Genomic DNA, 12,309 nt, shown 5'->3' on the forward strand with positions numbered 1-12,309 from the left:
TTCGGGCTGTCAGGCGGGGACGGGGTCGAGGAGTCCCAGGCCCACGAGGAGGCCGTAGTAGTCGGACTCGCCCCAGAACTGGACGATCCTGCCGTCCGCGACCCGGTACATCTTGCAGGCGCTCTGCACGGTGGTGCGCCCGGACTCGTCGTGGCGGTAGGTGTTGGCAACCTCCACCACCACCCGGTCCCCGGCGGCGAAGATCTCGATGATCTCCTGCGCCACGACGGTGAAGCCGGGCGAGAGCACGGCCTGCTCCACATAGGAGATTCCCTGTACGCCCTGGCCCGCCCCGTAGATGAGGACGTCGTCGGCGACGACCTCGGCGAGTTCGTTGAGATCCTTGGTGATGAACGCGCGCAGGTAGCGATGGACGACGGCGACGTTGCGCTGCTGCTCGGTCATACGGCCGATATTACGTCGCCGATCGGATGATGTGGGGGCGCTCTTCGACGACGGCGTCGACCACGGTGACGTCCGCCGGCGATTCCTCCTTTGTGGACGTACGCCGGCGGGGTGCCGCGAGGATGACCACCGCCGCGAGGATCACGGCGCCGCCGACGGCCTGGCCGGGGGTGAGCCGCTCGCCGTAGACGACCGCCGTGGTGAGCACCGTGACGGCGGGCTCGAAGCAGGACAGGATCGAGGCCGTGGGCGCGCCGACGAGGCGCATGCCGGCGAGCATCAGGGCGATGGGCACGACGGTCGAGAAGATAGCGAGCAGGGCGATCCAGAGCCAGCCGATCGGCCGCCCGGGCGCCTGGGCGGTGCCGGTGACCAGGGTGGCCGTCTCCATGGTGACGGCCGCCGAGGTGCAGACGACCGCCGAGAGGGCGAACACGTCCAGGTCGGCCGGGACCGCGGCGGCGACCGTGAGATAGAGCGCGTACGTGACGGCGGCGCCGATCGCGAGCAGGACGCCGATCACCGCGACGGGCTTGCCGCCGCCACCGGTGCCGAGGACGAGCAGCAGGCCGGCCGCGGAACTCGCCAGCGCGATCGTCCCGCGCCGCTGCGGACGCTCCCGGCGCAGCACGATCGCCAGCCCGGTCACCAGGGCGGGGTAGAGGTAGAGCAGCAGGCCGGTCAGCGAGCCGTCGATGAACTGCAGCGCGCCGAAGTAGCAGCCGGCCTGGAGGGCGTACCCGATGCCGCCGAGTCCGATGCAGATCAGCAGGGTGCGGCCGCGCGGGAGCCTCGGCCGGCGTACGGCGACGATCGCCCAGAACAGGGCGGCGGCCATGACGAACCGCAAGGTCAGCATGGCTGGCACGGTGACACCGGCCGCGTACGCCTGCTTGGCGAACAGGGCCGAGACGCCGAATCCGGTGGCGGACAGCAGGCACAGTACGGCGCCCGTACGCGAGGTGGTGCTCACGCGTCGACGGTAGGCCCCGGGCAATCCATCGAGGTAGCCTTTATTTCCTTCGGAACCCCCAGGATATTCCTTGGTCTTTGGGAGGCGGGATTGGTCACGCTGCACCAGCTGCGGTGCTTCCTCGCGACGGTCGAGCACGGGTCGTTCACGGCCGCCGCGGCGGACCTCGGTTACGCGCAGCCCTCGATCTCCGAGCAGGTACGCCTGCTCGAACAGGCCCTCGGCGCGCCCCTGTTCCGCCGGGCCGGCCGGGGTCTCGTGCCGACCGAGGAGGCCCTGACGCTCCAGCCGTACGCGGCCGCGGCACTGGCCACCGTGGACGAAGGAGCCCGGGCCGTCTCGTCCGTCCGCGACGTGCTCACCGGGACGGTCCGGTTCGGCATCTTCTCGACCTCCCGGTTCTACCTCGGTGCCGATCTGGTCGCCGACGTGCTGGGCCGCCACCCCGGCGTACGCGTGGAGTTCGCCGGGCGCAACTCGGCCGAGGTGCTGGAGCATCTGCGCAAGGGCCGGCTGGAGGCGGCCGTGATCGCGCTGCCCGTCGACGACGCCGAGATGGCCGTCACCAAGGTGATGCGGGACGAACTCGTCTACGTCAGCGCGGACCCCGAGCGGGTGGCCCGCCGCGTCACCGCCGCCGACCTCGCCTCCGCCCAGCTGGTCCTGTCCGAGCTGAGCTGGCGGGACGTCGACTCCACCCGGCACATGCTCGTACGCCTTCTCCAGGCGGCCGGGCACACGCTGCGTACGCGGGTCGAGGTCGAGGACACCGAGACGGCTCTCGACATCGCCGCGCGCGGGCTGGCCGACACCGTGACCTGGCGGGGGGTCCTGCACAAGCTGGGTGACCGGGCCCCGGCCGGGCTGCACTGGACCTCGCTGCGGCCGCGGCTCTACGAGGAGTTCGCCCTCGTGCACCGGCCGGACGCCCAGCTCTCGGCGGCCACCCGGGCGGTGGTCGAGATCGCCCTGGAGCGTACGCGCGCCCTCGACGCCGTCCTGCGTGAGCTGATCAGGACGTCACGTTAGGTCGGCGTACCAGTCGTTGCAGCGCAGCGGATTGCCGGGCGGGAACTCGAAGTCGCACGGCCCGGCCAGGGTGAAGCCGGCCTTGCGGCAGATCGCGTTCGAGGCCGGATTGTCCAGGCTCGGGTACGCGTGCAACGTGGCGTGCCGGTGCTGGTCGCGGGCACGCCCGATGATCAGCCGGGCGGCGGCGGTGGCGATGCCATGGCCCTGGTACTCCGGCAGGACCTTCCAGCCGGACTCGTAGACGCGCTCGCCCTGCCAGTCCCGGCTCCAGTAGCCGATGCTGCCGACGGACACCTCGGCGCCGTCCGGCCCGGTGCCGACGATGCGGAAGAACAGGCCCTCGGCCGGGTCGGTCATCGCCAGGTACTTCGCGTGCCGGTCGGCCAGCTTCGCCGGGCTCTCCGGGCCGCCGAGGTGTTCGGTCATCGCCGGGGCGTTGGTCCGCAGCAGCAGCGCGGAGTCGTCGTCGGACCAGTGTTCCAGCCGAATCTCCATGCCCTCACCCTGCCACCCGCTCCCGACGTTTCCACCTGCTTTTCCGCCCGCCCGGCCTGCCTGATCCCGTTTGGATCAGGGAAATCACCCGAATCATGGCCCAAGATTCGGGGGAAAACCGTGATCCAAACCGGATCTTGGGGGCGGCGCGCGGGGTGCAGAGAGCGCTTCACCGGGGAAACGGGCGTATCGACGGGGGATCATGGGAGAGCGCTTGCCCAAGATCGGATAACATTTATTTCCGTCAGCCGCCGCGATGAATGGTGTCTCGAACAACAAATACGCTGGCCAGCGTACATGGAAAAGTCCGGCCATGATGGACGGATCGAAACGGCGGCGAAACATGGCCTTGACACGCGCGGAACGCGCGACGACTCTCTTCTGAGAGAGCGCTCCCTGGCACTACCTCCGGGACCCGCCGGCGCGGGTCCCGGAGCCGCTCATCCCCCCGCGCGGGTGCCGCCGACCGTCCTTCGGCGGTGATCCCGCGTGCCCGGTCCCCCAACCAGGGAGATGTCATGATCCCAACCCCCGCGCGCCCCGGTCGGGGCGTCAGACCCCGGCACGCGCTCGTCACGGCCTTCGCGGCCATGGCGCTCGCGGCCGTTTCGGCGATCGTCGTGACCACGATGCCGGCGCACGCCGCCGACACCCTTCTGTCCCAAGGCAAGACCGCGACCGCGTCGTCCACGGAGAACGCCGGCTCGGCGGCCGCCAACGCGGTCGACGGCAACACCGGCACGCGCTGGTCGAGCGCGTTCAGCGACCCGCAGTGGCTGCAGGTCGACCTCGGCCAGTCGGCGACCATCAGCTCGGTGGTCCTCAACTGGGAGGCCGCGTACGCGACCGCGTACCAGATCCAGGTGTCGGACAACGGCACGAGCTGGACGAACATCTACAGCACGACCACGAGCACGGGCGGCGTGCAGACGCTGACCGTGACCGGTTCGGGCCGCTACGTCCGGATGAACGGCACCGCCCGCGCGACCGGCTACGGGTACTCGCTGTGGGAGTTCCAGGTCTACGGCTCGATCGGCGGCGGCACCGGCGGGTGCGGCACGGCCAACGCCTCGCTGGGCAAGACCGCGACGGCCTCGTCGACCGAGAACGCCGGTACGCCGGCGTCCAGCGCGATCGACGGCAACACCGGCACCCGCTGGTCGAGCGCGTACAGCGACCCGCAGTGGATCCAGGTCGACCTCGGTTCGACCCAGTCCGTCTGCCAGGTGCTGCTGAACTGGGAGACGGCGTACGCGATGGCCTTCCAGATCCAGGTGTCCGACAACGCGTCGACGTGGACCTCGATCTACTCGACCACGACGAGCACCGGCGGCAACCAGACCCTGAACGTGACCGGCACCGGCCGCTACGTACGCGTGTACGGCACGGCCCGCTCGACCGGCTACGGCTACTCGCTCTGGGAGTTCGGCATCCACACGGGAACCTCGCCGACCTCCTCGCCCTCGACGCCGGTGTCCCCGTCGGCGTCGCCGAGTGCCGGACCGAGCTCCTCCCCGCTGCCCGGCGGCGGACCGCTCGGCCCGAACGTGATCGTCTTCGAACCCGGCACCTCGGGCGCGACGATCCAGGCGAAGGTGGACCAGATCTTCGCCCAGCAGGAGGCCAACCAGTTCGGCACGCAGCGCTACGAGATCCTGTTCAAGCCCGGCACCTACTCCGGATTCAACGCGCAGATCGGCTTCTACACGTCGATCGCCGGCCTCGGCCAGAACCCGGACCAGGTGCAGATCAACGGCGACGTGACCGTCGACGCGGGCTGGTTCCAGGGCAACGCGACGCAGAACTTCTGGCGTTCCGCGGAGAACTTCTCCATCACGCCGTCGGCCGGGTTCACCCGGTGGGCGGTCGCGCAGGCCGCACCGTTCCGGCGTATCGACGTCCACGGTGACCTCAACCTGGCGCCGAACGGCTACGGCTGGGCGTCCGGCGGCTACATCGCCGACAGCCGCGTCAGCGGAACCGTCGGCCCGTACTCGCAGCAGCAGTGGTACACCCGCGACAGCCAGATCGGCGGCTGGACCAACGGCGTGTGGAACATGGTGTTCTCCGGCGTACAGGGAGCTCCTGCCCAGGGCTTCCCGAACCCGGTCTACACCACGCTCGCCACCACTCCGGTCGTCCGGGAGAAGCCCTACCTGTACGTCGACTCGTCCGGCGCGTACCGGGTGTGGGTTCCGTCCCTGAAGACGAACAGCTCCGGCACGACCTGGGCGGGCGGCAACACGCCCGGCGGTTCGCTCCCGCTGTCGCAGTTCTACGTCGCGCAGCCGACCGACTCCGCGGCACGGATCAACCAGGCGCTCGCGCAGGGCCTCAACCTGCTCTTCACGCCCGGCATCTACCACGTCAACCAGACGCTGAACGTGACGCGCCCCGACACCGTCGTCCTCGGACTCGGGTACGCCACGATCATCCCCGACAACGGCGTGAACGCGATGAGCGTCGCCGACGTGGACGGCGTCAAGATCGCGGGCCTGCTCTTCGACGCCGGTACGGTCAACTCGCCGTACCTGCTGCAGATCGGCGGGACCGGTTCGTCCGCGAGCCACGCGACCGACCCGACGACGATCCAGGACGTCTTCTTCCGGATCGGCGGCGCCGGCCCCGGCTCGGCCACGACCAGCCTGATCGTGAACAGCAACAACACGATCATCGACCACATCTGGGCGTGGCGCGCCGACCATGGCGCGGGCGTCGGCTGGACCGCCAACCCGGCGGCCAACGGCCTCATCGTCAACGGCAACAACGTGACCGCGCTGGGCCTCTTCGTGGAGCACTACCAGAACTACGAAGTGCTCTGGAACGGCCAGGGTGGCAAGACCATCTTCTTCCAGAACGAGATGCCCTACGACCCGCCGTCCCAGGCCGCCTGGCGGACCGGGGCCAACGGGTACGCCGCGTACAAGGTCGCCGACTCGGTGACCAGCCACGAGGCGTGGGGTCTGGGCAGCTACTGCAACTTCACCGCGGACCCGACCATCGTCGCCGAGCACGGCTTCGAGGTGCCCAACAACGCCAACGTGAAGTTCCACGACATCCTCACCGTCTCGCTCGGTGGCAAGGGCTCGATCGCCCACGTCATCAACAGCACCGGCGGCCCCGCCCAGGGCACCGCGACGGTACCGGTGAACGTGGTCAACTACCCGTGAACCGGTAGATCCGTACCACCCGCTCCCACGAAACAAGAGGGGCGGCCGCCTCCCACGCGGCCGCCCCTTCGCCATCCTCGCCGACGCTCTGTGCGACATGGTCGTCGCGGATCGTCTGATGATCGACGGAGGTGGGACAGCATCTCGGCCACGCGCTAGGTTCCCTTCGTGGTGAGGCGTGTGGCGACCGTGGTTCTGGCCCTGCTGTGGGCCGGCTCCGTCGCGGCCCTCGCCACCGGCACCGTCGCCCGCCGGCCCGCCCTGCTCGCTCTGGCCGGCACGTCGCTGCTGCTCGTCGTGCTGGGCATGGTCGCCGTCCGGCGCCGTCGCGTACCACCGCCGCCGCCCGCCGTCGTGCGCGCCGGCGATCGGGTGGTCGGCCTCCCGCCGCGCGATCCGCACTTCGCCGGCCGCGAAGACCTGCTCGCCGCGCCGCCCAAGGTGATCACCGGGCCGCCGGGCAGCGGCACGTCCTCACTTGCCTTCGAGTACGCGTACCGGAGCGCTCACGAGTTCCAGTTCGTCGGTGTGCTGCACGCGTCCCGCCCGGAACTGCTCCCCGACCAGTACGCGAAACTGGCCGTGGCGCTCGGCGTACCGGCCGACGGTGTCGTGGCGGCGCTGGCGGACCATCGACCGTGGCTGCTGATCTTCGACGACGCGGGCGGCCCGGCCGACATCGAGCACCTGCTACCGCCCGGCGGCCGGATCATCGTGACGTCGTCCGCGCCGGGCTGGAACGCGTACACCCTGGGTGGCTTGGAAGAACCGGCGGACTTCCTGCGCAGGCGCGCGGACCTCAGCCGCAAGGAAGCCGGGGCGCTGGCCGAGACGGTGGGTGACCTGCCGCTGGCGCTGGAGCTCGCGGGCGCGTATCTCGCCGAGACCCGCGCGGACCCGCACGCCTACCTGGTACGCCTGCAGACGCTGCTCGTACGCGTTCCCGGCAACATCATGCTCGCGCTGTGGAGCCTGTCGGCGCAGCACCTGCGGGCGACGGCGCCGGACGCCTACCGGGCCCTGGAGATGTGGTCCTTCCTCGGCCCCGAACCGATCCCGCTGGCGGTGTTCGGCGACCTGGACCCGGACCCGGCCGTACGCCTCGGCCTGGCCCGCACCGACGGCGTGACCGTGACCGTCCACCCGCTCATCCAGTCCCTGGTACGCACCGCCCCCGACGTCCGCCGCCGCGAAAGCGCGACCTCGGCGGCGACGGCGTTGCGGGCCCACCTCACGGACGCCGCGGACGAGGTGTGGCGATCGGTGCTGCCGCACGTGCTGGCGGTTGTCGGAAGACCGGAGGTGGCGGGGGACCGCACGGTGTCGTGGCTCCTGCACCACGTCGAATTCCTGCGCGGCGACTCCGTGAGCTGACCGGGCGGGAGGACGGCCGTCTCCCCGCCCGATCAACGCATCATCAGGCCGGCAGGCTCCACTTCTGGTTGGCGCTGCCCGCGCACGCCCAGATCTGCAGCTGCGTACCGTCCGCCGAACTGGGGCCCGCGGCGTCGAGGCACTTGGCCGACTGCGGGTTGTAGTACTCGTTGATGCTCGTGTGCTGCCACACTTGCGCGCCGCTGCCGTTACAGTCCCACAGCTGCACCTTCGTCCCGTTCGCCGTGCCACCCGAGGCCACGTCCAGGCACTTCCCGAGTACGCGCAGGTTGCCGCCGCTGAACGTGAAGCTCTGAGCGGCGGTGCCGTTGCAGGTCCACAGCTGCGCCTTGGCTCCGTTGGCGGTGCTGGCCCCCGAGATGTCGACGCACTTGCCGCCGTACCCGGTGATCGCGTGGCCGCCCGTGCCGCCGCCGGTGTCCCAGCCGTACACGTGGACGTAGTCGACGGTCATCGTCTGCGGGAACGTCGTCGACCCGTTGGGCGAACCGGGCCAGTTACCGCCGACCGCCACGTTGAGCAGCATGAAGAACGGGTGGTCGAACACCCACTGGTTGCCGTTCGCGTCCGCGGGCGTACGCCGGCCGTACTGGATGCCGTCGATGTAGAACGTGATCGAGTCCGGCGCCCAGTCGACGGCGTACGTGTGGAACCCGTCCGCCAGGGCCGCCCCGTTCGGCAGCGTGTACGCCTGCCCCAGCCCACAGCAGCCCGAGTAGCCGGGCCCGTGCAGGGTGCCGTGGACGGTGCCCGGCTCGTTGCCGACGTTCTCCATGATGTCGACCTCGCCGGACTGCGGCCAGCCGACGCTGCCGATGTTGTCGCCGAGCATCCAGAAGGCCGGCCACAGCCCCTGCCCGCGCGGAATCTTGATACGCGACTCGAACCGGCCGTACGTCTGCGTGAACTTGCCCTGCGTCTTCAACCGGGCCGACGTGTACTGACACGACCCGTACCAGCACGAATAGCCGCTGGGGTTGCCCGCGCGGGCGGTGATGACCAGATTGCCGCTGCCGTCGAGCGCGGCGTTGCTCGTGCTGGTGGTGTAGTACTCCAGCTCGTTGTTGCCCCAGCCGCCGCCACCGGTCTCGTACGCCCACTTCGACCCGTCGGGCGCCGAACCGGCCGCCCCGTTGAAGTCGTCGGACCAGGTCAGCCCGCCGACCGCGGCGAAGGCCGGCGTACTCGTGGGGGTGGTGAGGAGGGTCGCCACGAGCAAGGGCGCGGCGGCGAGGAAGAGTGCCTTGCGGCGCAGGGTTTTCAGCTCTTTCAGGGGCATGGGCGGAAGCTCCCTTCGTGATGATCGCGGCCCGGGGGTCATGAGGGCGGGTGGGCCGGATCGATCGAAGGTTATGCCTCTGTAAATACTGTTGTCAATTCAAGCCGTGAAGTAAGGAGATGCCGCTGGGGGCATGCTCCGGCACAATGCCTTCATGATCCGCTACGGCATCCAGGACTACGAACCACGCTGGCTCAACGGCGTCGATGCCGTCAGACAGGAGCACGGCGAGCGACTGGCGGCCCTCGTCACACGGACGCTCCGCCACGTCTGGGCGGTGTGGGATCTGGCGGACGACTCCTGGTTCGTGGACGCGCCGGTGCTGATGGACTTCGGATCCGAGCAGGTCGAGATCGACCACCAGAAGTTGGACGACCTCTCCATCACCTGGAACACGATCGACCCCGCCCGCGCTATGGAGGATTCGTGGGACAACCTGACCTGGCGGCCCGCGCCCTTCCCTGAAGTCGAGGACCTGTGCGGTCGCCCGCTTCGTGCGGTCGAGCTGCTGGAATGGGTGGCTGATCGGCGCGATTTCGCGTACGGCAGCGTCGCTGTGGGATTCGACTTAGCGGCCGCGCTGGCTGACGATCTACAACGCCCTCGACGAGAACGGCTTCCAGTATCACGTGCCCGGCCCGGAATACCGTCGTCACCCCGTCGAGGCGGGTGGGGCACCTCGGCGCACTTCCTGAAAACCGTGGGGCGGCGGACGAGTCGGCCTGTACGCCGGATTCTGTACGCCCTCGCGGGCGTGGCGGCCATCCATCTCGGCGTACCGTTGCCGGTACGCTCCAGCGGCCTACCCGCAGGCTCGGGCGGGCCGCCCTCGAACGCCTGCGCAGGACCCGAGGGTCCCTTCTTGGCCTTGCTCCGGGTGGGGTTTACCGAGCCACCCCGGTCACCCGGGGTGCTGGTGGGCTCTTACCCCACCGTTTCACCCTTACCCGAGCCCCGAGGGGCCCGGGCGGTCTGTTCTCTGTGGCACTGTCCCGCGGGTCGCCCCGGGTTGCCGTTGACAACCACCCTGCCCTGTGGAGTCCGGACGTTCCTCGGCACCCGAAGGTGACGCGACCGCCCAGCCGACTCGTCCGTCGCAGGTCAAGCTTAGCAGTCCATGATCAATTATGACGCGGGCCACCCCGCCGCCGGCGCCCGCCGGTGGGACCGCAAGATCCCGCTTGGATCAGGGAAAACCACGTAATCATGGCCCAAGATTCGGGTGATATCCCTGATCCAAGCGGGATCTTGGGCGGGCCGCCGCCAAGCGGGATCTTGGGGGCGCCCGGCGGGGGAGATATACGGGTTACGATATGGGCATGTCTACAGTGGTCAAGGACCGCGACCACGTCGCCGTCGCCGCTCTCAGCCTGATCACCGTCGGCGGCGTCTACCTCGACGGCTGGGCGCACGTGAACGTACGCGGGCTGGAGACCTTCTTCACCCCCTGGCATGCCGTGTTGTACTCCGGTTTCGTCGTGACCGCGGCGTACCTGGTGGTGTTGGGGGTTCGGCTCGGCGGCCGGGCGGGCGGGCCGCAGGCCTGGTGGCACGCGTTGCCGAAGGCGTACAAGGTGGGGTTGGCGGGGGTCGCGACGTTCGCCGTCGGGGGCGCCGGGGACATGTTGTGGCATACCCTCTTCGGTGTCGAGAAGGGCGTCGACGCGCTGCTCAGCCCCACGCATCTGGTGCTGCTCGTGGGCGGGATGCTGCTGTTCTCGTCGGCCGGTGTCGCGGCCGCGCGGGTGAACGGGTCGCGGGTCGCGATCGCGCTGTCGGCCGCCGCCGTGGGTGCCGCGGCCGCGTTCTTCATGAGCTACCTCGACGTCTTCCGGCAGCCGTGGGCACGCCTGCCGTTCGTGCCCAACACCGACGACACGTACGTCATCTTCGGGGTGGGCGGTTACCTGCTCGACACCGCCGCGATCCTCGTTCCCATCCTGCTCATGCGCCGCCATCTGCCCCGGCCGCCGCGCGGCGCATTGTCCGTCGTCGTCTTCGCGGTCGCCGTCGGCGGTGGAGCCAACAGCGAGTACGCGTACCCGGCGCCCATCGTCGGTGCGGTCGTCGGTGCCGTGGTGGCCGACGTTCTGCTCGGGATCGTGCCGTGGCGGCGGGACCCGTGGCTGCTGTTCGGCTTCGCGGCACCCGTGTTCGTCTGGTCCGGGCAACTGCTGGGGACCGCGTACGCGAATGGCATGGGTTGGACCAGGGAATTGTGGGCCGGTGTGGTGGTGCTCTGCGCGCTGGGCGGATGGGCGCTCGCGGCCGTGAGCCGGCCGGCCGAGCCTCCGGTGGCGCGTGACGGCGGCGAACCGCGGGGCGGTGCCGAGCAGCGGGAGAGCGCCACAATGGCGGGGTGAGAGAGCTGGCGGAAGCGTGGCGGCGCGACGCGGCGGGGCTGCGGGCGACGCTCGCGCGGCGGCTCGGTGACCTGGACCTGGCCGAGGAGGCGCTGGCGGACGTGGCGGCGAAGGCCGCGGCGACGTGGCCGCACGACGGTGTGCCGGACAATCCGGCGGGCTGGCTGATGACCGCGGCATGGCACCGCGCGCTGGACATCCTGCGGCGGGAACGGACGGGGCGGGAGAAACTGGCGCGGCTCGCGCAGGAGCCCGCGCCGTCGGCGACGGTGCCGGACGACCGGCTGGCGCTCGTGTTCGCGTGCTGCCATCCGGCGCTGGCCGAGCCGCTGCAGGTCGCGTTGACGCTGAACGCGGTGGCGGACCTGACCGCCGAGGAGATCGGCGCGGCGTTCCTGGTGCCCACCGCGACCATGGCCCAGCGGCTCGTCCGCGCGAAGCACCGCCTGCGGCGCGAAGGCGTACGGTTCGCGGCGCCGGAGCCGGAGGAGTTGCCGCAGCGGCTGAACGCGGTCCTCGCCGTCGTGTACGCCGTCTTCAACGAGGGCTACCTGACGACCTCCACGGACCGTCCGCAGCGCCGGGAACTGGCCGGCGAGGCGCGTGATCTGGCCGCCGAACTCGCCGAGCTGATGCCGGGCGAGGCCGAGGTGGTCGGGCTGTCGGTGCTCATCGAGGTGCACGAGGCGCGCAGTGCGCAGCGCTTCGATCGCGCGGGTCGCCTCGTGCTATTGGAAGAGCAGGATCGGCGCGGCTGGGACCACGGGCGCATCCGCGAGGCGGAGCGGCGGCTGGAACGCGTACTGCGCAAGGGAACGCCGGGGCCGTATCAGACCCAGGCCGCGATCGCCGTGCTGCACGCGACCGCGGCCGACGTCGAGACGACGGACTGGCCGCAGATCCGGGCGTTGCACGACATCTGGTACGCGCAGACCGGAAATCCGGTGGTGTTGCTGAACAGAGCGGTCGCGACGTGGCGCGCGAACTCGGCCACCGTGGCGCTCGAAGAGGTGGACGCCCTGGCCGATCGGCTGGGCGCGTACCGGCTGTTCCATGCGACGCGGGGTGAACTGCTACGAGCCGTGGGCCGTGACGAGGAATCCCGGGCGGCGGTCGGCCGGGCGCTCGCGCTCGCGACCAACAGCGCCGAACGGGAACTCCTCGCTCGCAGGCTCGCCGGGACCGGCGCCTGAAACA

Annotated in this window: 9 protein-coding genes and 1 other RNA gene; 5 read left to right on the forward strand and 5 right to left on the reverse strand. The window is 70.2% G+C overall.

Annotated features, from left to right (window positions below; translation table 11 throughout):
• Nucleotides 1-9: 9 nt before the first annotated feature.
• Together G401_RS0129895 and G401_RS49380 are read right to left on the reverse strand one after the other, a co-directional pair.
• The gene (locus G401_RS0129895) at nt 10-405 is read right to left on the reverse strand and encodes a nuclear transport factor 2 family protein (RefSeq protein WP_034593587.1); all 396 of its coding nucleotides are present in this window, start codon (nt 403-405) and stop codon (nt 10-12) included.
• 10 nt (nt 406-415) lie between these two features.
• Complete coding sequence (locus tag G401_RS49380; protein WP_051367347.1) at nt 416-1,378, reverse strand: DMT family transporter; 963 nt, start codon at nt 1,376-1,378, stop codon at nt 416-418.
• Nucleotides 1,379-1,468: 90 nt separating this feature from the next.
• Between G401_RS49380 and G401_RS0129905 the strand changes: the two genes are divergently transcribed.
• Nucleotides 1,469-2,407, forward strand: a complete 939-nt coding sequence (locus G401_RS0129905) for a LysR family transcriptional regulator (protein WP_027345379.1) — start codon at nt 1,469-1,471, stop codon at nt 2,405-2,407.
• On the opposite strand, the gene G401_RS0129910 is transcribed toward G401_RS0129905, so the two are convergent.
• Nucleotides 2,399-2,905, reverse strand: a complete 507-nt coding sequence (locus tag G401_RS0129910) for a GNAT family N-acetyltransferase (RefSeq protein WP_027345380.1) — start codon at nt 2,903-2,905, stop codon at nt 2,399-2,401. The two genes, G401_RS0129905 and G401_RS0129910, sit on opposite strands and share 9 nt — an antisense overlap.
• A 518-nt stretch (nt 2,906-3,423) precedes the next feature.
• Between G401_RS0129910 and G401_RS0129915 the strand changes: the two genes are divergently transcribed.
• Both G401_RS0129915 and G401_RS0129920 read left to right on the forward strand, forming a co-directional pair.
• Complete coding sequence (locus G401_RS0129915) at nt 3,424-6,075, forward strand: discoidin domain-containing protein (protein ID WP_034593589.1); 2,652 nt, start codon at nt 3,424-3,426, stop codon at nt 6,073-6,075.
• A 168-nt stretch (nt 6,076-6,243) separates the two neighbouring features.
• Entirely contained in the window at nt 6,244-7,449 is a 1,206-nt protein-coding gene (locus G401_RS0129920) for a hypothetical protein (RefSeq protein ID WP_157546561.1), read from the forward strand.
• A gap of 43 nt (nt 7,450-7,492) precedes the next feature.
• Here the strand turns inward: G401_RS0129920 and G401_RS0129925 are convergent, their stop codons facing one another.
• Entirely contained in the window at nt 7,493-8,749 is a 1,257-nt protein-coding gene (locus G401_RS0129925) for a glycoside hydrolase family 16 protein (RefSeq protein WP_157546564.1), read from the reverse strand.
• Nucleotides 8,750-9,458: 709 nt separating this feature from the next.
• An RNA gene (gene rnpB, locus G401_RS53545) (RNase P RNA component class A) lies at nt 9,459-9,839 on the reverse strand.
• A 229-nt stretch (nt 9,840-10,068) separates the two neighbouring features.
• On the opposite strand from rnpB, the gene G401_RS0129935 reads away from it, so the two are divergent.
• Both G401_RS0129935 and G401_RS0129940 read left to right on the forward strand, forming a co-directional pair.
• Nucleotides 10,069-11,112: a hypothetical protein gene (locus G401_RS0129935; protein ID WP_157546567.1), complete on the forward strand. Its 1,044-nt coding sequence runs from the start codon at nt 10,069-10,071 to the stop codon at nt 11,110-11,112.
• Nucleotides 11,109-12,305 carry an RNA polymerase sigma factor gene (locus G401_RS0129940; RefSeq protein WP_051367348.1) on the forward strand — a complete coding sequence of 399 codons (1,197 nt, stop codon included), beginning with the start codon at nt 11,109-11,111 and terminating at the stop codon, nt 12,303-12,305. The genes G401_RS0129935 and G401_RS0129940 overlap by 4 nt, the downstream gene beginning before the upstream one ends.
• The last annotated feature ends 4 nt before the right edge of the window (nt 12,306-12,309 follow it).

It is taken from the genome of Hamadaea tsunoensis DSM 44101, assembly GCF_000428945.1.
GTDB lineage: Bacteria > Actinomycetota > Actinomycetes > Mycobacteriales > Micromonosporaceae > Hamadaea > Hamadaea tsunoensis.